This window comes from Bacteroides fragilis NCTC 9343, from assembly GCF_000025985.1.
Lineage (GTDB): Bacteria > Bacteroidota > Bacteroidia > Bacteroidales > Bacteroidaceae > Bacteroides > Bacteroides fragilis.
Genome location: NC_003228.3, coordinates 3637188 through 3658512 on the forward strand (window position 1 = coordinate 3637188; position 21325 = coordinate 3658512).

Here is a 21325-nt window from a genome sequence, read left to right on the forward strand (position 1 = left end):
AAATATGAATCGAGAAGAAGTATTAAAACAACTACAAAGCATTTTCCGTGATATCTTAAAAAAGGACAACGTATGTATCGACGAATCATCTACCTCAAAAGATGTAGATGGCTGGGACTCGCTGACCCACATGCAAATTATAGCTCAAATCGAGAAACATTTCGGAGTACGTTTCAATTTCAGGGAGGTCATTAAGTTCAAGAATGTCGGCGATTTGTGCAGTGCCTTATTAACCAAAATGGAATAAACGATGCAGTTCCTCTCTTTTAATTTCCTGGCCCTGTTTACCCTCTGTTTCTTCCTCTACTATGCAGTCAAAGGCCGTGCCCGCAACCTTATACTACTGGTAACCAGTTGTATTTTCATCGGATGGTACTATCTGCCTTTCCTGTTGACGGCAGTAGTGGTAGCACTGTTCACCTTCTTTTGGGCACAATGGATGGAAAGCAGGGCAAAAGCCGGAAAAAAGACCAAACCCGTCTATATCGCAGGAATCATCGCCCTGATCGGCGGATGGCTCCTTCTTCATGGCACGGTCATAGATGATATCATCTTTCCACTCGGGATGTCATTTTACACATTTCAAGCCATCAGTTATCTGACAGACGTGTACTGGCAAGAGCAACGCAGCGAAAGAAACTGGGTGGATTTCCTGATCTATATGCTTTTCTTCATGAAGTTTCTCTCCGGCCCTATCGAACGGGGTGGAGACCTGTTGCCACAATTGAAAGATCCCCGCCCGTTCATCTACTCAAACGCGGTGACCGGACTGAAATATATTTTACTCGGACTGATCAAGAAACTGCTGATAGCCAATCAGATCTCCCCACAAACAGATGTCATGTTTCATTCGATTCATGACCTCTCGGGTGTACAACTGCTAATGACTTGCCTACTCTACCCTATCGAACTGTATGCCGATTTTTCGGGTTATACGGATATTGCTATCGGAGGGGCCTATATGTTCGGCATCAAGTTGTCTCCTAACTTCAACCGCCCGTTTGCAGCACGCTCGACTGCCGACTTCTGGCGCTGTTGGCACATGTCACTCTCCTTCTGGGTACGCGATTATCTCTATGTACCGCTAACCGCCGGTACCCGTAACTGGGGACAGTGGGGAATCTACTTCAGCCTCCTCATCACCTTTCTCGCATTGGGTTTGTGGCATGGGGCCGGATTGACTTTCGCCATATACGGCCTGATTCAGGGTGTCCTTATCTGCTGGGAAATGAAAACAGCTGCTTTCCGCAATAATCTGCCCCAATATATAGGAAAATATGCGGCCGACAGCTTGCTGATTGTCCGGACTTATCTATTGTTCGCACTCTCGCTTATATTCTTTCGTGTACAATCGCTGAGCGATGCCTGGTATTTCTTACGGAACATCTCGTTCGAGGTACATTCTTCCTGGAAAGAAATGAACATCGGCATACGCGATCATAATTGCATCGTAGCAGGTTCGGCCCTATTACTAGTATTGATCTACGAATATTATGCATCTAAGTACAACCTGATGGAAACACTTGAACGCCAACCCGCATGGTTACGGTGGAGTGTCTACTATCTGTTGGTATTCGCTCTGCTGATGTTAGGCAAATTTGACACGGAAACTTTCATCTATTTACAATTTTAACCGAAACCCTTTACGCGCATGCTACATCATTCATCGAGAATCTCCCCCAAGACACGTTTTTGCCTGAAGTTGCTTTTACTGATCCTGCCGCTGATCCCGATAGTGGTTGTCTATTTTATGTTTGATCCTTATAGGGTATTACACCCCTACAAACGATTCGATGACTCTCCCATGCTACTCAACGAAGCCCATGTGGGATGGCAGAATTATCTGCAGAATCGCGATTCGATAGTCTATAACTCCTTTATACTCGGCAACTCCTGTACCATGGCATTCCTGACAGGAGAATGGGAAAAATACCTGGATAAGAACGACCATGCCGTACGCTTCTATGACAACGGAGAAAGCCTGGGCGGCGTCCGTCAAAAGCTTCAGCTGCTCGACTCTGTAGGTGCACCCCTGAAAAATATACTGATCGTTCTGGATAAAAAATCACTGGACAAAAACGCTCCTTTATCGGGCAACAATCATCTGTTTTCGGCCGAAGCAGCCGGCATCAGCCAATTGGGATTCCAGTTGAGATTCCTGCAGGAGTTCCTTTATCCGGACAGAATGATTCCTTACATAGATTATCTAATCCGACATAAGTATGCTCCTTATATGAAAGGGGTTATAAATCCGGGAGATCCCGTCAGGGAGCCTTACACGAACAATTTTATCAATCCCAGAGAAAAAGAGATCGCGCAAGATGGCGAAATATACTGGAGCCGTCATGAAAAAGAATTCAAGAAGCGAACGAATGCGGGTATGGAAGAACTTCCTGTTATATTTGCCAGCCAGATTCAGGTACTTCGCTCCATCAAAAAAATCTGCGATAAGCACCACACGAACCTGAAGTTCATTATCGGTCCGGATTACTATCAGAAAAAGACCAGCCGGGAAGACATAAAAATATTGAAGGCTATACTGGGTGATTCCGCTGTCTGGGATTTCACGGGAATCAACGAATACACAGCCGACATACATCATTATTACGAACCCGGTCATTATCGTCCGCTGCTGGGAGCACGCTTACTGAAAGCCATTTATCAGGATCAAGACACCTGCCACAGGCAATAAAAGTTCCTCCCATAACAGTAGCACACACAGAAGAAGAGCATCCTCGATCCGAAAGAAATAATTAGATCAAAGAAAACAATTATATCACATTAAAAACTTAGATTATGAAAAAGATTTTATTATTGCTATCCGTCTGTATTTCATTTTCATCATGCTGTACATTATTCAGCAGTTCCAAACAAGATATCACCTTTACGGGAATGAATGGAACTAAAATCTACGAAGCATCGACCAAACAGAAAATAGCGGAAATCAAAGAAGACAATAGTGTCACTGTACAAATCAAAAAGAAAAGGGAAGACAAACAACTAGTAGCCAAAAAGGAAGGGTACCAAACGACTCCCTTTGTCCTGGAATCTACATTTAACAATGCCTGCCTGTGGAACATTCTATTTTGGCCGGGCTTTCTGGTAGATTTGGGTACGCAAAAGATGAACAAATGGGATAACACAATTATCAATATCGAAATGGAGAAAGAAAATACAGAAAACAAATGATCAAACTATAATTTCGCATGGCACTCTTCTCCTTCCACGGAGGGAGTCGCCATACGGAATCATGCGACCTACAAGGAAGGCATAATTCACCACAAGGCAACACAGAGTTTTTTATAAAAGTTCTTTAGAGAATAAATCTACTCTGTGAGACTCTGTGCTACTCCGTTGTATATACGAGTTTCGGCACACTCTCTATAGTTGTTTCAATTCTCTGTATAATTTCTGAATGGGAAGTCCCATTACATTGAAGTAGCTGCCGGATATGGATTCTACTCCGACAAAACCGATCCACTCCTGCACACCATACGAACCGGCTTTGTCCATGGGCTGATAGTGATCGACATAATAAGCGATTTCATCTTCATCAAGAATCGCAAAACGGACATCCGTCACGGCAGCGAAACATTTTTGCCATTCTCGGGTAGTGAGACACACACCGGTAATCACTTGGTGCGATTTACCGGAGAGGCTCCGCAACATCTCTATGGCATCCTGCCTTCCGACAGGTTTGCCGAGCGCTTTGCCTTCATGCCAGACAATGGTATCGGCTGTGATCAAAAGCTCTTCCGGTCCGATCATCGACTGATAGGCGGCTGCCTTCTCACGGGCTATGAAAAGAGGAATCTCTTCACCTTGCAACGTATCGGGATAAGATTCGTCCACATCCGGCAAAGTTTTTACTACATAATCGACACCCAAGCCCGTCATCAGCTCTTTCCGACGCGGAGAATTAGAGGCCAATACGATTTTATAACGATCTAAGTTAGCAAGCATACTGATAAATAAATAAGGTATATACTGGAAATCACCATCCGAAAGCATCATCGGACAACCATTGGCCTTGTGCTTTAAGCACCTGCTCCACCACATCGCGTCCACAGCCGTATCCTCCATCGGCATATGAAATGTAACGGGCAATCGCTTTCACCTCGGGAACCGCATCTTTGGGACAACAAGGCAATCCGCACTCACGCATCACTTCCATATCGGGAACGTCATCGCCCATGTAGAGTATCTCCTCGTCCGTAAGTCCGTGTTTGTCACGGAAACCACGATAATCGTGTATCTTCACCGCAGAGCCGAAGTACAGATCGGATACCCCCAACCCGATAAAACGTTTCCGCACGACATCGCTCCGCCCACCTGTAATAATAGCGATACGAAGCCCTTTTTTTACGGCCAATTGGATGGCATAACCGTCTTTTACATTTACCGTACGCATCGGTTCACCCGACGGATGCAAAGGGATGACATTGGCGCTCAGCACTCCGTCTACATCAAAAACAAGTGCTTTTATCCGGGTAAGGTCGTAATTGATTGTGCTCATTTTTATTTAATGTTTCGGGATTATTGTCTTTCGTGAATGCTTCGGCTAAGCAACTCGTATAACCGCTGCATGGCAGGATCATCGGCAAGCATCCGCAAGTGATTGCCGATCACATTCTCGTCATAACGGATGGCCGGCCCGGTCTGGGCCGTCTTAGGTTCCAGTTCGTGCACCTTACGGGCGGTTTCATCAATCAACGGCAACATCACGTCAAACGGCAGATTGTATTTCTTAAGCAACTCGGCAGCAAGGGCATACATGTGATTGGTGAAATTACATGTAAACACGGCAGCCAAGTGGAGACTTTTACGCTGCTCCGAGTCGGCATCGTACACACGGTTGGACAGTGTAGAGGCAATGGCTTTCAGAAACGCGGCATCTTCTGTCGAAGAAGCCTCTATGAAGAAAGGAATCTCCTTAAAATCTACCTCCCGCTGCTTGCTGAAAGTCTGCATGGGATAGAACACACCGTAATGCGGGACATGTCCTTCCCAGACATTCATCGGGATGCTACCTGCCGTATGCACCATCAATGCCTCTTCCCGCTTACCTTCGACAATGCCCTGAAGAAGTTCGGCAAAGGCGGAATCTTTCAGTGAAACAATATACAGCTTCGCATACGGGTTCACCTCTGCGAGGTCTGTCGTATATTCGGCTTCCACTTTCTGTGCCAGCTCGCGGGCCGACTCTTCCGTACGGCTATACACCTGTACGATACGAAATCCTTTCCGATATAAGGCTTTTGCCAGATTAGTGGCAAGATTTCCGGCACCGATCAATACGATCGGCGTATCTTCTATACTTCTTTTCATCGTGTTGAAATCAAATACAATATACCTCCGATTATCAATAAAGCCAAAGGCAGCAGATAACCGGACATCGAACCAAGCAACGAAACAATCAGGCCGATGTTCAGCACCAACCACAATCCGAGCAATACCAAGCCGACGGATTTATCCCGCTTAATAAACAGGAAAATCACCGCAGTGTAAAGCAAAAGATTATCCTTATTCATCACCCAAGGTATCCCCAAAGTGGAAAAGTGTATCAGTTTGTCGATCAGATAGAGCACCCCTATCACAATAAGGGTGACTGCCGTGGCTTTGTAGGTATCTTTATTGTTTGCTTTTACTGCACTCACCGTTACTTACCTCCGAACTTATTAATATGGATTTTTTCCCATTGCAAATGGTCTTCATTAAAGGGTTTACGTTCCATCCCTTTATGCCCGATCGCTATGACGGACAACACCTGCAACTGCAAAGGAATGTCGAGCACACCGCGCACAAATTCATCGGAAGGCATCCCGGTGGCAGTATATCGCTCACGCACCTGCACCCAGCAACTTCCCAACCCCAAGTCTTCGGCCTGAAGCTGAATCATAATAGAGGCAATGGAAGCGTCCTCAATCCATACATCGCTCGCCAAGGGATCGGCAGTAACGACAATGGCCAATGCCGCGTCGGCAATAAAGGCCGAAGCCTGCTCTTTGCAATGTGAAAGTTCACCGAGCAACTTTTTATCATCGACTGCGATAAACTGCCAGCTGTTACTGCGCTTTGAAGTAGGAGCCATCAGGGCCGCTTTCAGCAAAGCGACTACATCTTCCTGAGAAAGTTCTTCTCCGGTAAATTTCCGCATGCTGCGGCGATTTTTTATTAGTTCACTGAAATTTTCCATGTATCTATACTTTGCATTATTTGAATATACCGCCAGTCACCATAGAATGCACAAACACACGCGAACCAAGGTACCACCCGGCATGCCCGTCTACATAAGGTATGCCCTGCAGGACTTTGCATGAATCGGCGCGCTCCGTGGCGATTCGGGCGCAAAGATAGGCAATTTATTCCACTCTCGTCAACTCGCCGGTCAGTGAATCGATGATAAAACCATGCACCCGGACATCTTTCGGAATAAGCGGATGGTTCTCTATGGAACGAACCGTGCCCCTGACGGACTTCACCGGATCGTCGAATCCGCCCAGCCACGAATTAAAATCGACCCCGCAGTAGCGTATCATGTCGATTGTTTCGGACTTGATTCCCCGCTTTTTCATGTGAGTTATCATTTCGTCGCTGTTCATGTGGCAAGCACCGCAATCGGAATGGGCAATGACCATCACTTCTTCTACTCCCAACTCGATGATGGCCACCAGCAGACTACGGATGACACTGCCGAAAGGATGGGAAATGACGGCACCGGCATTCTTTATAATCTTTACGTCTCCATTGTGAATCCCCAAAGCGGCGGGCAACAGTTCTGTCAGACGGGTATCCATACAGGAAAGGATAGCGATTTTCTTATCAGGATACTTGTTAGTGATATACTTTTCGTATCCCCTGTTCTCAACGAACTTTTTGTTGAATTCAAGAATTTCTTCTAACATAATCAAAAACGGATTTTATTGTAGTATCTCCACAAAGATAGTCACAAAACGACAGCTCAACAAAATAAGCCCTGCAAATGTTGTAAAGAGAAATAAAAAATGTAAATTTGTCCCGATATGCCATTAAAACTGACTACATATTACCAAGGGAGTGAGATTCCGGATTTTCCCGGAACCAATACGTTTCATTCGAAAGAGTTATTTCAGATCTACGAAGAAACTCCGGGCTACACCCCACTCCTGATTATGGCTTCGGAAGACGGAAAACCCGTTGCGCGACTGCTTGCTGCCATCCGCAAAAGCATCCGCATGTTTCCTCCCGCTTTCATCAAACGCTGCGAAATCTATGGCACGGGCGAATATCTGACAGCGGAAGCCGACAAGGAAAGGATATTCGGCGAAATGCTGGAGCACCTCACCACGGAGGCTTTGCGGAACTCGTTTCTGATAGAATTCCGCAATCTGGAGAACGCCATGTTCGGCTACAAATATTTCCGGTCCAACAGATACTTCCCTGTCAACTGGCTGCGGGTACGAAACTCGCTTCACGGCATCGAAAACGCCGAACAACGTTTCAGCCCCTCCCGTATCCGCCAGATCAAAAAAGGCCTGAAAAATGGAGCAAAAGTAGACGAGGCACGTACGGTAGAAGAGATACGCGAATTTTCGAATATGCTGAGGCATCTCTATTCGTCCCGCATCCGTAAACATTTTCCCAACATCATCTTTTTCCAGCACATGGACACCCGGCTGATTCACAGCCGGCAGGCAAAGATTTTCATCGTCCGCTACAAAGACAAAATTATCGGAGGATCTGCCTGTATCTATTCGGGAAACGATGCCTATCTCTGGTTTTCGGGAGGTATGCGAAAGACCTATGCCTTGCAATACCCGGGTATACTGGCTGTATGGAAAGCCCTCCAGGATGCCCATCAAAACGGATTCCGCCACATGGAGTTCATGGACGCCGGACTCCCATTTAAGAAGCACGGCTATCGTGACTTCGTGCTCCGCTTCGGTGGCAAGCAAAGCAGCACCCGGCGATGGTTCCGTTTCCGCTGGCAATGGCTGAACGACCTGCTGATCAAAATATACGTCTGAACATCCGCCTGTCTCAGGGATCAGCGCCAACCCTCTCCGCCTTTTAAACCACCTCCCTTAGGTTTTAAACCAACGATACCTGCCTTTTAAACCCATGCACCTTAGGTTTTAAACCTATTTTCACCATAATTAATTGCAGAAAAATTTCTTTATTAAACAAGAATTGATTTTCTTTGTGCTGTTTTATACCATTCCGAAAAGACGATTAATACCAAAATTTAAAAATATAGTTATGAAGATTTCACACATTGAACATTTGGGCATTGCCGTAAAAAGTATCGAAGAAGCCCTTCCGTATTATGAAAACGTTTTAGGTTTGAAATGCTACAACATCGAAACTGTAGAAGATCAAAAAGTAAGAACAGCCTTCCTGAAAGTAGGTGATACCAAAATCGAATTACTGGAACCCACATGTCCGGAAAGTACCATCGCGAAATTCATCGAAAACAAAGGTGCAGGTGTTCATCACGTGGCATTCGCCATTGAAGACGGCGTAGCCAATGCCCTAGCCGAAGCCGAAAGCAAAGAGATCCGCCTGATCGACAAAGCTCCGCGCAAAGGTGCCGAAGGCCTGAACATTGCTTTCCTTCACCCGAAATCAACTCTGGGCGTACTGACAGAACTCTGCGAACACTAAAAAGATGTACGATTCGGACGATCCGCGCCACGGACAAACGGAATTTTTCTTTGCATTAAATTCCCCATCCGGGTTGTCAATCGTCCGGTTGTAAATATTATAACCCTTTAAATTAAGAAAAACTCATGAGTAACCAGCTTGAAAAAGTAAAAGAGCTTATTGAACTTCGTGCTCAGGCTCGTTTAGGTGGTGGCGAAAAGGCTATTGAAAAACAACACGCCAAAGGCAAATATACAGCCCGCGAGCGTATTGCACAGTTGCTTGACGAAGGTAGTTTCGAAGAACTGGATATGTTTGTTCAACACAGATGTACCAATTTCGGACAAGAGAAAAAACATTTCCTCGGCGACGGTGTGGTAACCGGTTATGGAACGATAGAAGGTAGATTAGTATATGTTTTCGCACAAGATTTCACAGTATTCGGTGGTTCACTGTCGGAAACCATGGCACAAAAGATCTGTAAAGTAATGGATATGGCCATGAAGATGGGTGCCCCTGTCATCGGTATCAACGACTCGGGTGGCGCACGTATTCAGGAAGGCATCAACGCCCTGTCCGGTTATGCTGAAATCTTCCAGCGCAACATCATGGCTTCGGGTGTCATCCCACAGATTTCAGGTATTTTCGGTCCGTGTGCCGGCGGTGCGGTTTACTCTCCCGCCCTGACAGACTTCACGCTGATGACGGAAGGTACATCTTACATGTTCCTCACCGGACCGGCTGTTGTGAAAACAGTAACGGGTGAAGACGTGTCTCAGGAAGATCTGGGTGGTGCAAGCGTACATGCCAGCAAGTCCGGTGTAACTCACTTCACTGCCGAAACCGGTGAAGAAGGTCTGGCGATTATTCGCAAGCTTCTCAGCTTTATTCCGCAAAACAACCTGGAAGAAGCTCCATTGGTGAACTGTACCGACCCCATCGACCGTATGGACGACCTGCTGAACGAGATCATCCCCGACAGCCCGAACAAACCGTACGATATGTACGAAGTGATCGGCGCCATCATCGATAACGGAGAATTCCTGGAAGTACAGAAAGACTATGCGAAAAATCTTATTATCGGTTTTGCCCGTATGAACGGACAATCGGTAGGTGTGGTTGCCAATCAGCCTAAATACCTCGCCGGAGTACTCGACAGCAATGCTTCACGCAAAGGTGCACGCTTCGTTCGCTTCTGCGACGCATTCAACATTCCGCTGGTGACATTGGTAGACGTTCCGGGATTCCTTCCAGGTACGGGTCAGGAATATAATGGTGTAATCCTGCACGGAGCCAAGTTGCTGTACGCTTATGGTGAAGCCACTGTGCCCAAAGTAACTGTTACCCTGCGTAAATCTTACGGTGGTTCGCACATCGTAATGAGTTGCAAGCAACTCCACGGCGACATGAACTATGCATGGCCGACAGCCGAAATCGCCGTAATGGGCGGTGCCGGTGCAGTAGCGGTATTGTATGCCAAAGAAGCCAAAGATCAGGAAAACCCTGCTCAATTCCTGGCAGACAAGGAAGCCGAGTACACTAAACTGTTCGCCAACCCATACAATGCAGCCAAATACGGTTACATTGACGATGTTATCGAACCGAGAAACACTCGTTTCCGCGTGATCCGCGCCCTGCAACAGCTGCAGACCAAAAAATTAACCAACCCTGCTAAAAAGCACGGTAATATTCCATTGTAACAAATTAAACATCGATTGTTATGAATAAGAAAAGAATCGGGATATTTATCGCTCTGCTGGCAATGGTTTGCATGGGGCTCAGGGCGCAAAGTGCCACCAGTCTGAGAATCAATGAGGTTTTGGTCGTCAACGACCAGAACTATCAGGATGACTACGGACTGCACAATGCGTGGATAGAGATATTCAACACCTCTTTCGCTTCTGTAAATCTGGAAGGTTGCTTTCTGACGAACGATAAAAACAATCCGACCAAATATCCTATTCCCAAAGGCGACGTGCTGACTCTGATCAAGCCGCGCCAACATGCTTTGTTCTGGGCAGACGGAATGCCTAACCGGGGTACGTTCCACGTGAACTTTACGCTCGACCCGAACAAAGAGAATTACATTGCTTTGTATGACTCTAACGGTAAAACTCTGATTGACGAAGTAACCATACCCGCCGGTCAGCTTGCCGACCGTTCATACGCTCGCGAAAAAGACGGAAGTGCCAACTGGGTAGTAAAAGGTGAAGGAGAACACAGCTATGTCACTCCGAGCACCAACAATATGACTATCGACAAAAACCCGAAGATCGAGAACTTCAAGAAACACGACTCTATCGGTATCGGTATGGCCATCATCGCCATGTCGGTCGTATTCATAGGTTTGGTACTCTTGTATCTTTCATTCAAGGCGGTAGGTAACGTAGCGGTCAGACTGGGTAAGAAAAACGCGATGAAAGCCACCGGTATCACCGACAAGACGGAAGCGAAGGAAAAGAACCTGGGTAGCCACACAGGTGAAGAAACCGCCGCGATCGCCATGGCTTTGCATGAATACCTGAATGACGCTCACGACGTTGAAGACATGATTTTGACTATCAACAAAGTGAAACGCACCTACTCACCCTGGAGTTCGAAGATCTACACACTGCGTCAGACTCCGAAAAGATAATTACTAACCCTAATAAAATGAAGCAATGAAACAATATAAATATAAAATCAACGGCAACCTTTACAACGTTACAGTGAACGATGTAGAAGATAACATAGCCAACGTTGAAGTGAACGGAACCTCTTATAAAGTAGAGTTGGACAAGCCCGTCAAAGCCGCTCCGAAACCGGTGACCCGCCCGGCAGCCGCTCCGAAAACGGAAACAGGTGCTCCGGTAGTAACCAAACAACCGACAGCTTCCAAAAAAGACGGTGTGAAATCTCCGCTTCCGGGCGTTATCCTCGACATAAAAGTGAAAGAAGGGGATACCGTGAAGAGAGGCCAGACGATCATCATCCTTGAGGCTATGAAGATGGAAAACAACATCAATGCCAATAAAGACGGAAAAGTAGCAGAAATTAAAGTTAATAAAGGAGATTCTGTACTTGAAGGTACAGACCTCGTAATCATTGAATAATTATGGGAGATTTCGTATCATTCTTAGGGAATAACCTTGTTGACTTCTGGGGATACACCGGTTTTGCGAACGCGACACCCGGACATCTTTTCATGTTGCTAATCGGTCTCTTCTTTATCTACCTTGCCGTAGCCAAAGAATTTGAACCGATGCTGCTGATCCCCATTGGCTTCGGTATTCTGATCGGTAATATTCCATTCAATATGGAAGCCGGATTAAAAGTGGGTATTTACGAAGAAGGTTCGGTACTGAACATCCTTTATCAAGGAGTAACCTCCGGCTGGTATCCGCCGCTCATTTTCCTGGGTATCGGAGCCATGACGGACTTCTCGGCGCTGATCTCCAACCCCAAATTGATGCTGATCGGAGCTGCTGCGCAATTCGGTATCTTCGGCGCGTATATCATTGCCCTGCTCATTGGGTTCGAACCCAACCAGGCGGGTGCTATCGGTATCATTGGCGGTGCCGACGGACCGACGGCCATCTTCCTTTCGTCCAAACTGGCTCCCAACCTGATGGGTGCCATCGCTGTGTCAGCCTATTCTTACATGGCGCTGGTGCCGGTGATACAGCCACCTATCATGCGTGCGCTAACCACCAAACACGAGCGTCTGATCCGCATGAAACCACCGAGAATAGTATCGCATACGGAAAAAGTAATCTTCCCCATCGTGGGTCTGTTGCTTACATGCTTCCTGGTTCCTTCGGGTCTGCCTTTGCTGGGTATGCTGTTCTTCGGTAATCTTCTGAAAGAAAGTGGAGTAACCCGTCGTTTGGCAAATACGGCCAGTGGTCCGTTGATCGATGTGATCACTATCCTGTTGGGACTGACTGTGGGAGCTTCTACCCAAGCTTCACAATTCCTCACCTGGGATTCTATCTTGATCTTTATCCTCGGTGCATTCTCTTTCATCATCGCAACAGCGTCAGGTGTCATGTTTGTCAAATTCTTCAATCTATTCTTGAAGAAAGGCAATAAGATCAATCCGCTGATCGGTAATGCAGGTGTATCTGCCGTACCCGACTCGGCACGTATTTCACAGGTAATCGGTTTGGAATATGATCCGACCAACTATCTGCTGATGCACGCCATGGGTCCTAACGTAGCGGGGGTTATCGGTTCGGCTGTAGCTGCCGGTATCCTGCTCGGATTCCTCATGTAAACGATATTTTTTTCATTAGTAAGGTAGACGTTCTTCTTTTCGCAAAGAAGGGCGTCTTTTTTTTGCGTTAATCTATCTAAAAGATATTACGAATCTTTCGTAGAATGGATATTTTTACTAACTTGCGGACAATAAAACAATACGTCCTATGAGAACAAGAACAATGAAACCACTCTTCCTTATTTTCTGTCTTTGCCTCAGTCCCCTACTGATGGGCCAGAATCAAAACAAAATTCAGGAAGCAATGGCAAACTATGACTACGAGACTGCCGTTGAACTGATAAACAAGGAACCTCCCACCATCCCACTGTTAATGCAGAAAGCAAAAGCCCTGAAAGGAATCGGCAGCAATGCGGAAGCTCTACGTTCCATCCGCCAAGTGATAGCGGAAGACTCCACCAACCAACAGGCACACATCGAAGCAGCGGAATGCTGTAAAGCAATGGCCAAGTACAACGATGCGCTGGACTACTACCGGAAAGCCATCAGCCTGAATCCCAAAAACAAGTATGCCCGTTTGCAATTCATCAACCTGCTTTGCAACACCAAAAACTATGCTGAGGCTTTTGGAGAAAGTTCAATGATGTCCGAAACGGACAGTTCGGCCGTAGTGCTCCACCTACAGGCTCAAAGCCTTGAAGGGATGCAACAGATACTACCGGCTATCGGTTGCTATGAAGTCATTCAGGATAAATATCCGGACGATTATCTGGCTGCGGCCAAACTCGGAAACCTGAACATTGTGGCTGGATATCCCGAATATGCCATCCAAGCTACCGAACGCTATAGGGAACGGGACTCCACCAACCTGATTGTCAACCAGCAAAACGCTCTCGCCTACTGCCACGCCGAACAATATCCGACAGCCATCAAGCGCTATGAAAAGCTGTGCCAACAGGGGGACAGCAGTACACAGACCTTATACTACCTGGGAGTCAGCTATTACGCGGATGAATATTATTACGAAGCGCACGCGTGTTTCAGCAAACTGCAAAAAGAGATGGAAGAAAATCCCAATCTGCTCTATTATCTGGGACGTTGCTGCGCCAAGACTTCCTGGAAAAAAGAAGGCATCGAACACCTGGAGAAAGCTATCGAACTGACCATTCCCAAAGACAGCACCATGATCCGACTTTACAAAGGCTTGGTGGATTGTTGTAAACTGGCTCAGGATACTCCAAAGCAAATCCAGGCTCTCAGAGAACTGTACAAATATGACAAGACGAACCATAAACTTCTTTATGACATCGCCTGGAACTATTCATATCAACTCAAAGACAACAAATCGGCCGAACGTTATCTGCAGGCTTTCTTAAAAACCCGAAAGGCGAATGCCAGGAAAGAAGAACCGGTGAGTGAGAAAGGGGAACTTGTACTCGGACTTGAAAATTATTACAACGCTGCCGAAAATTGGCTGAAAGACTTACAGAAAGAAAAGTTCTTCAAAGAAGGAATACCGTTAGAAAGTCAGAAACAATAGAATCTGTCCCCCCCCCATGAAACATTGGATACTCCTCCTCTATCTGGGGTTCAGCGTAGTGCTGCAAGCCCAGAACACCGCCTCCGTTCAAGAAGCAATGGCAAACTATGACTATAAAACGGTGATCAGACTGATTGATGAAGAAAGTGCATCACCACAGTTACTCATACAGAAAGCCAAAGCTTTAAAAAGTTTAGGGCGTACCGCCGAAGCCCTGTCCACTTTGCAACATATCATTATCGAGCTGCCCGAAAATCAGCAGGCATTGGTAGAGGCAGCAGAATGTTGCAGGCAATTGAGCAAATTTAACGAGGCCTTGGGGTATTATCGGAAGGTGATGGAACTCAATCCCGAACATATTTACGCACACTTGCAATACACCCGCTTGTTATACAACTATCAGCGATACGGCGATGCATTGCGTGAGAGTATCGCATTGGCCAGGAAAGACAGTTCCGCCACCGTATTGCGACTGATGGCGGAAAGCATGGAAGGAGCCGGCATGCCGGTAGAAAGTATGTTTTGCTATCTTTCCATCATCAGGAAATATCCCTCCGACTATCTCTCGGTAGCTAAGCTGGGCAGTATCTTCAATACAATGAAAGATTACGAAGGGGCAATTGCCCTGACAGAAGCATACCGCCGGACGGACAGCACCAATGTAGAAGTGAACCGTCAAAACGCACTGGCGTATTGTCTGCGCAAAGAATATCCCACCGCCATCAAACGTTATCAGGATCTGACCGCCCGGGGAGACAGCACACTGCTGACATGTTATTACCTGGGAGTCAGCTACTACGCTACGAAAGAATACTATAAAGCGCGCGATTGGCTACTCAAAGCAAAATCATGCCAGTCACCCGGCGCCAACCTACTCTACTATTTGGGACGTTCGTGCTCCAAGACATTATGGAAACAAGAGGGAATAGGATATCTGAACCAGGCTATCGCCCTGACTATCCCCGCCGACAGTATCATGGAGCGCTTATACTCAGGCTTGGCAGACTGCTACAGGCAAACCAAGCAAACCCGGGACCAAATCAAGGCTACCAAAGAACAATACAAATATGCCCCTGACAAGCATATTTTACTTTATAACTTGGCGTTCTTATCGGACAAAATAGGAGATACTAAAGCCACAGAGCATTACTTGCAGGCTTTTCTGCGAACAAAATCCAAACAAAATGCAGTACTACAGCAGCCGGATGATGACGAAGAAGAACCCGCACCCTACATAGATTACTACAAAAGTGCCACCAATAAATTGGAAAGCATCCGAAAAGAGAAATTCTTAAAGGGAGAAAAGTGAATTGATCGGATAGATGCATCGTTTCGGACAATTCACCACTGAGTGCAGACAGAGTTTCACAGAGGGAGAATAATGGAAAATAAATTTGAAGATGTGCGGTAGAAGGCACAGTGGCACGTAACCGAAGTCACATCGGCACGCAGCCGAAATTACGGTGCTGTGTAGCTAAAGTTACGGTGCTGCGTAGCCAAAGTTACGGTGCTGCGTAGCCAAAGTTACGGTGCTGCGTAGCCGAAGTTACGGTGCTGCGTAGATAAAGTTACGGTGCTGCGTAGCCGAAGTTACGGTGCTGCGTAGCCGAAGCTATGACGGCATCTCCTTTTCCGGACGTCACGTTCACCTGATTGCATCGAAAAGTGTTCCTTATCGGTTGAGCTCCATCCCGGAGAATTCTCCAATGAAAACGTTTGCATAAATAGATGGCACACAGTAAGAAAGAAAACGGAAAACAATCCGATGATTTACCCTATATTAGCAACATTAAATAATAACGAGCTAATATCATGAAAAAATTATTGTTACTCTTAGGTTCATTCCTACTGTCATTAACCACTTATGCAGCCATGAACATATCCAAAATCGATCCGCCCTTCTGGTTCACCGGTATGAACAATCCGGAACTCCAGTTAATGGTATACGGTGAAGGCATCGGCCAGGCATCCGTATCAGTAAATTATCCCGGTGTATCGCTCAGCAGCGTCGTGAAACTGGAAAGCAACAATTACCTGCTTGTCTACCTGCATCTCGATAAAGAAGTAAAGCCGGGCAAGATGCCCATCACATTTACGGTCGGAAAGAAGAAATTGGTGAAAGAGTACGAATTGAAAGCACGCAGCAAAGCCGGAGTCGATCACAAAGGTTTTGACGCATCGGATGCATTATACCTGCTGATGCCGGACCGTTTTGCCAATGGCAATCCGGATAACGACCGGATAGAAGGCATGGCCGAATATAAAGTGGACCGCAACGACCCGAACGCACGTCACGGAGGCGACCTGGCCGGTATCGAACAAAATCTGGACTATTTTACCGACTTGGGAGTGACCGCACTCTGGTTCACCCCGGTACTCGAAAATAATATGAAAGGCGGCTCATATCACGGATATGCAACAACCGATTATTACAAGGTAGACCCACGTTTCGGCACTAACGAGGAATATCGCTCACTGATAGCGAAAGCCCACAACCGGGGCATTAAGGTCGTGATGGACATGATCTTCAATCATTGCGGAGTAGAACATCCCTGGATCAAGGACATGCCTTCAAAGGACTGGTTCAACCATGCGGACTTCAAGAACAACTTTGTGCAAACTTCCTACAAGCTGACTCCACATGTAGATCCGTATGCCTCGGAGTACGATTTCGACCAGATGAACAACGGCTGGTTCGTGGAAGCCATGCCTGACCTCAACCAAAAGAACCCTCACGTATACAAATACCTCTTGCAGAACAGCCTGTGGTGGATTGAGTACGCCGATATCGACGGCATCCGGATGGACACCTACCCGTATGCCGATTACGATGCCATGAGCAACTGGATGAAAGAACTGAACGAAGAATACCCCAACTACAACACGGTGGGCGAAACCTGGGTTACCGAACCGGCCTATACAGCCTGGTGGCAGAAAGACTCCAAACTCTCCGCCCCGCGCAACAGTCACTTGAAAACAGTCATGGATTTCAGCTTCTTCGACAAAGTCAACACGGCCAAGAATGAACAAACGGACACTTGGTTCAAAGGATTGGACCGTGTCTACAACAATTTTGTATACGATTATCTGTATCCCAATCCGGCTTCCGTACTGGCTTTCATCGAGAATCATGACACCGACCGTTTCTTGGGTGAAGGCGAAAACCTCGATATGCTGAAACAGGCCTCCACCCTTTTATTGACCACCCGACGCATCCCGCAACTCTATTATGGAACGGAGGTGATGATGAACGGAGTAAAGAGTAAAAGCGACGGCTATGTACGAAAGGACTTCCCGGGCGGATGGACGGACGATAAAGAGAATGCCCTGACTCCCGAGGGACGTACCCGATTGCAGAATGAAAGCTATAACTTCTACCGCAACCTGCTGAACTGGCGTAAGGGCAACGATGTGATCGCCAAAGGCAGCATGAAACAGTTCATGGTGCAGCACGGCGTATATGCTTATGCACGCCAATATAAAGGGAAAACGGTATTCGTCCTGTTGAACGGTACGGATAAAGAGGTGAAACTTCCCCTGAAATACTATGCCGAAGTGCTGAAAGACAAGACTCAAGGAAAAGACGTCATTAGCGGAAAAGTAACGGCACTCAATGAAGAACTGACAATGGCACCCCGCCAATCGATGGTTATAGAGCTTTAATCTCACACCGGTTATAACCGCATAAGCAAAGGGCACAAAGGATTTCACCCGACATCCTCTGTGCCCTTTGTGTAGCCTAATGCGAATAATAATAGTCAAACGTTTGACTATTATCGGAGAATATTCCTACCTTTGCAGCGACTAAAAGAATACGACGATGACAAACAACGAATCGGAGCGCGAGCTCGTCCTACAAACCTTACGAACCTGGATGGCATTCCGCCAGGCCGTTCAGCGGGTACTCAAACGCCACAACGTGGATATGACCTTCGAGATGCTGCAAGTAATGAACTGCCTGTGGAACAAACAAGGCATCAGCCAGCAATCCCTGGCTGAGAAAACAGCAAAGGACAAGGCTTGCCTGACCAATCTGATTAATAATCTGGAAAAGAAAAACTGGGTGATACGGAAAGAAGGCCCCTCCGACCGCCGAAACCGCCTGATTTTCCTGACGCCCCAAGGCGAAGAACTTGCCCTCACCGTGAAACCCCTGATCAACGATATCTATGCCCAAACCGGAGCAGAGATGGAGGCAAGCCGGATAACGGAATGCATCGAAGACCTGAAGAGACTGCATGAAGTGCTCAATGAGATCTAAAAGAAATCCGCCATGTCCACCCGTCAGATAAAGCTAAAACAATTGAGAAGACTGAAGTTCAGGAACATCTTTCTCAACACAGTATGCATCCTGCTGGCATTGGCAGGTATTTCATGGACAGTAAACTACTTCTGGAAATACGCCCGCTATGAGATAACCAATGATGCCGTAGTGGATCAATACATCGCTCCGCTAAACATCCGGATACCGGGCTATATCAAAGAAGTACGTTTTACCGAACATCAGTATGTTCATGCCGGCGACACGTTACTGATACTGGACGACCGGGAATACCGGATCCGGCTGAAAGACGCGGAAGCGGCCTTGATGGATGCCTTGGGATCAAAGGAAGTGTTAAACTCCGGCATCCGGACTTCAGGAGTAAATGTAGCCGTGCAGGAAGCCAACATAGCCGAAACACTGGCACACCTTTCACAGCAAGAAGCGGAACTGAACCGATATACCCGGCTCCTGAAAAAGCAGGCCGTCAGCCAACAGGATTATGAACTGGCCAAAGCGAACTTCGAAGCGACCCGGGCAAGATACAACGCCCTGTTGCGACAAAAAGAAGCGGCCCAATCGCAGTATTCCGAAACCAGCAAACGCAGTACAGGCGCCGAAGCCAATATCCTCCGGAAGGAGGCCGACCTGGAGATGGCCCGACTAAACCTGTCGTATACCGTTGTCACCGCACCCTATGACGGATACACGGGACGACGTACACTTGAACCGGGACAGTTCGTACAAGGCGGACAAACTCTTTCCTACCTGGTACGGGGCAATGACAAGTGGGTGACAGCCAATTATAAAGAGACTCAAATTGCCCATATCTATATCGGGCAAAAAGTCCGCATCAAAGTAGATGCTTTCAGCGGACGCACTTTTCACGGGACCGTAACCGCCATTTCCGAAGCCACCGGATCGAAATACTCCCTGGTACCGACCGACAATTCGGCAGGGAACTTCGTCAAAGTGCAGCAACGCATTCCGGTCCGCATCGATCTCAATGACGCCTCACCCGAAGAGATGGAATGTCTCCGTGCAGGGATGATGGTAGAAACGGAAGCGGTCCGCCCTTAGGCTTATGGTGAAGCTCAATCTGCCTACCCGTCCCTGGGTGCCTCAATGGTTGGGCATCGTGACCATGTTTATTGTCATCTTTCCCATCACCCTGCTCAACGGTGCCTACACAGGAAGTATGGTCGAAGTATCGAACACGCTGGGAGTATTGAGCGAAGATATTACCATGGCTTACTATTCAGCTTCGGTAGGGATAGCTGTTGCCTATCCCATCGTACCGAAAATACGCACCATAGCCACTCCGAAAACCTTACTGCTTACCGACCTGCTGCTACAGATATTCTTCAGCCTGGTATGCGCCAAAACCGGTAGTATGGATGTCATCATGGTATGCAGTTTCTGTATGGGATTTCTCAAAGCCTTCGTCATGTTGGAGTTCATCATCCTGATCCGCCCGCTCTTCAGTCCGAAAAACGTACGAAGTGAATTCTATGCCTACTTCTACCCCATCGTTTTCTCCGGAGGTCAGCTATCGATGGCTATCACCGCTCAACTGGCCTATCACTACCAATGGCAGCACATGTACTATTTTGTCACCATCCTCTTGCTGATCGCCATTCTGTTCGTCATCTGTTTCTTCCGCTATGCAAGGCGTCCCATGCACATTCCGTTCAAAGAAATGGACGGAAGAAGCATGTTCATCATCGCCACCGCTTTCCTGCTAACGCTCTATACATTTACCTACGGGAAAACACTCGATTGGTTCGCATCCCCGAAGATCAGAGTATATGTATTCGTCATCCCGCTCCTGATAGCTCTTTTCATCCATCGGCAGCGTACACAAGGCAAACCCTTTGTCAGCCTGAAACCACTCTTTCTGCATAAATCCATCATCGGATATGGCTTCATGGTACTCGCCATGTTCCTGACAGCCACCAGTTCACTGGTAACCAACTATATGAACAGCATCATCCGGGTAGACAGCATACACGCCAATTCGCTGAGCCTGTGGCTATTGCCCGGATATGTGGTAGGGGCCGTCATTTGCTTCTGGTGGTTCCGATGGCAACGATGGCGGTTTCGCTTCCTCATTTCAGGAGGTATGTTCTGCTACGTCATCTATCTGGCTATCCTCTACTTTGGTATCACCCCTTATGGAACTTATGAAATGCTCTACCTCCCCATCCTGTTCCGGGGAGTGGGGATGATGGTCATATTCATTGCGTTCGGTGTGTTTGTTGTCGAAGATTTAGACCCGCGCCTGACGTTGTCCAATGCCTTCTTCCTGATTTCATTCCGCTCAGTATTAGCTCCGGTCCTGTCCGCTTCGTTCTTTAACAACATGCTTTACTATCTGCAGGCAAAGGGGATGAACATTCTTTCGGAAAACATGACGCTGACCAATCCGCTGGCCGAACAAAAATACAATCAGGCATTGAGCAATGCCCTGGCGCAAGGGCACGAATTCGGCGAGGCCGGACAATTGGCAGCCAACAGTCTGTACTCCACTTTGCAGCAGCAATCCCTGTTGCTTGCCCTGAAAACCCTAATCGGCTATGTACTGATACTGGCACTGGTGATTGCTGTCATCGCAGCGTTCATTCCTTTCCATAAAACGCTGAAGGTGGCTGTAGTGAAGACGGGTGACGATATGGTATAATGAGAAGAGATACAAAAAAGCCACCCA

22 protein-coding genes are annotated in these 21325 nt (G+C 47.1%); 16 read left to right on the forward strand and 6 right to left on the reverse strand.

Annotated features, from left to right (window positions below; all coding sequences use genetic code 11):
* The first annotated feature begins 4 nt into the window (after positions 1-4).
* From BF9343_RS14945 to BF9343_RS14960, 4 genes are all read left to right on the forward strand, one after another.
* Positions 5-247 carry an acyl carrier protein gene (locus BF9343_RS14945; protein WP_005802828.1) on the forward strand — a complete coding sequence of 81 codons (243 nt, stop codon included), beginning with the start codon at positions 5-7 and terminating at the stop codon, positions 245-247.
* 3 nt (positions 248-250) lie between these two features.
* A complete protein-coding gene (locus tag BF9343_RS14950) occupies positions 251-1633 on the forward strand; it encodes an MBOAT family O-acyltransferase (protein WP_005802825.1) in 1383 nt (460 codons plus the stop codon).
* Positions 1634-1651: 18 nt separating this feature from the next.
* Positions 1652-2692, forward strand: a complete 1041-nt coding sequence (locus BF9343_RS14955) for a hypothetical protein (RefSeq protein ID WP_010993274.1) — start codon at positions 1652-1654, stop codon at positions 2690-2692.
* Positions 2693-2796: 104 nt separating this feature from the next.
* Positions 2797-3189, forward strand: a complete 393-nt coding sequence (locus BF9343_RS14960) for a hypothetical protein (RefSeq protein WP_005789333.1) — start codon at positions 2797-2799, stop codon at positions 3187-3189.
* 192 nt (positions 3190-3381) lie between these two features.
* Here BF9343_RS14960 and BF9343_RS14965 read toward each other — a convergent pair whose 3' ends face one another.
* From BF9343_RS14965 to BF9343_RS14990, 6 genes are all read right to left on the reverse strand, one after another.
* The gene (locus tag BF9343_RS14965; protein WP_008769613.1) at positions 3382-3963 is read right to left on the reverse strand and encodes a Maf-like protein; all 582 of its coding nucleotides are present in this window, start codon (positions 3961-3963) and stop codon (positions 3382-3384) included.
* Between the two features lie 31 nt (positions 3964-3994).
* A complete protein-coding gene (locus BF9343_RS14970) occupies positions 3995-4516 on the reverse strand; it encodes a KdsC family phosphatase (RefSeq protein WP_010993275.1) in 522 nt (173 codons plus the stop codon).
* Between the two features lie 20 nt (positions 4517-4536).
* Positions 4537-5328, reverse strand: coding sequence for a Rossmann-like and DUF2520 domain-containing protein (locus BF9343_RS14975; protein ID WP_005814950.1), 792 nt, complete (start codon positions 5326-5328; stop codon positions 4537-4539).
* The gene (locus tag BF9343_RS14980; RefSeq protein ID WP_005814948.1) at positions 5325-5657 is read right to left on the reverse strand and encodes a hypothetical protein; all 333 of its coding nucleotides are present in this window, start codon (positions 5655-5657) and stop codon (positions 5325-5327) included. The genes BF9343_RS14975 and BF9343_RS14980 overlap by 4 nt, the downstream gene beginning before the upstream one ends.
* 2 nt (positions 5658-5659) lie before the next feature.
* On the reverse strand, positions 5660-6196 hold the full coding sequence (locus BF9343_RS14985) for a nitroreductase family protein (RefSeq protein WP_010993276.1): 537 nt from the start codon (positions 6194-6196) through the stop codon (positions 5660-5662).
* A gap of 166 nt (positions 6197-6362) precedes the next feature.
* Positions 6363-6905: a beta-class carbonic anhydrase gene (locus tag BF9343_RS14990; RefSeq protein WP_005814945.1), complete on the reverse strand. Its 543-nt coding sequence runs from the start codon at positions 6903-6905 to the stop codon at positions 6363-6365.
* A gap of 117 nt (positions 6906-7022) precedes the next feature.
* Here BF9343_RS14990 and BF9343_RS14995 point away from each other — a divergent pair, with 117 nt between their 5' ends.
* From BF9343_RS14995 to BF9343_RS15050, 12 genes are all read left to right on the forward strand, one after another.
* Positions 7023-8006, forward strand: coding sequence for a GNAT family N-acetyltransferase (locus BF9343_RS14995; protein WP_010993278.1), 984 nt, complete (start codon positions 7023-7025; stop codon positions 8004-8006).
* 232 nt (positions 8007-8238) lie between these two features.
* Positions 8239-8643, forward strand: a complete 405-nt coding sequence (mce, locus tag BF9343_RS15000; RefSeq protein WP_005789532.1) for a methylmalonyl-CoA epimerase — start codon at positions 8239-8241, stop codon at positions 8641-8643.
* Positions 8644-8768: 125 nt separating this feature from the next.
* Positions 8769-10322, forward strand: a complete 1554-nt coding sequence (locus BF9343_RS15005) for an acyl-CoA carboxylase subunit beta (protein ID WP_010993279.1) — start codon at positions 8769-8771, stop codon at positions 10320-10322.
* Between the two features lie 20 nt (positions 10323-10342).
* The gene (locus tag BF9343_RS15010; protein ID WP_005798883.1) at positions 10343-11257 is read left to right on the forward strand and encodes an OadG family transporter subunit; all 915 of its coding nucleotides are present in this window, start codon (positions 10343-10345) and stop codon (positions 11255-11257) included.
* Between the two features lie 25 nt (positions 11258-11282).
* Positions 11283-11714: an acetyl-CoA carboxylase biotin carboxyl carrier protein gene (locus BF9343_RS15015; protein ID WP_005789540.1), complete on the forward strand. Its 432-nt coding sequence runs from the start codon at positions 11283-11285 to the stop codon at positions 11712-11714.
* A 2-nt stretch (positions 11715-11716) separates the two neighbouring features.
* A complete protein-coding gene (locus BF9343_RS15020; protein ID WP_005789543.1) occupies positions 11717-12877 on the forward strand; it encodes a sodium ion-translocating decarboxylase subunit beta in 1161 nt (386 codons plus the stop codon).
* 148 nt (positions 12878-13025) lie between these two features.
* Positions 13026-14357 carry a tetratricopeptide repeat protein gene (locus BF9343_RS15025; protein WP_005798885.1) on the forward strand — a complete coding sequence of 444 codons (1332 nt, stop codon included), beginning with the start codon at positions 13026-13028 and terminating at the stop codon, positions 14355-14357.
* A 16-nt stretch (positions 14358-14373) separates the two neighbouring features.
* Entirely contained in the window at positions 14374-15666 is a 1293-nt protein-coding gene (locus BF9343_RS15030) for a tetratricopeptide repeat protein (protein ID WP_008769608.1), read from the forward strand.
* 503 nt (positions 15667-16169) lie between these two features.
* A complete protein-coding gene (locus BF9343_RS15035) occupies positions 16170-18020 on the forward strand; it encodes a glycoside hydrolase family 13 protein (RefSeq protein ID WP_008769607.1) in 1851 nt (616 codons plus the stop codon).
* 157 nt (positions 18021-18177) lie between these two features.
* A complete protein-coding gene (locus tag BF9343_RS15040) occupies positions 18178-18618 on the forward strand; it encodes a MarR family winged helix-turn-helix transcriptional regulator (RefSeq protein WP_005798889.1) in 441 nt (146 codons plus the stop codon).
* Positions 18619-18630: 12 nt separating this feature from the next.
* Positions 18631-19698, forward strand: coding sequence for an HlyD family secretion protein (locus BF9343_RS15045; RefSeq protein WP_008661172.1), 1068 nt, complete (start codon positions 18631-18633; stop codon positions 19696-19698).
* Between the two features lie 4 nt (positions 19699-19702).
* A complete protein-coding gene (locus BF9343_RS15050; RefSeq protein WP_010993280.1) occupies positions 19703-21298 on the forward strand; it encodes an MFS transporter in 1596 nt (531 codons plus the stop codon).
* The last annotated feature ends 27 nt before the right edge of the window (positions 21299-21325 follow it).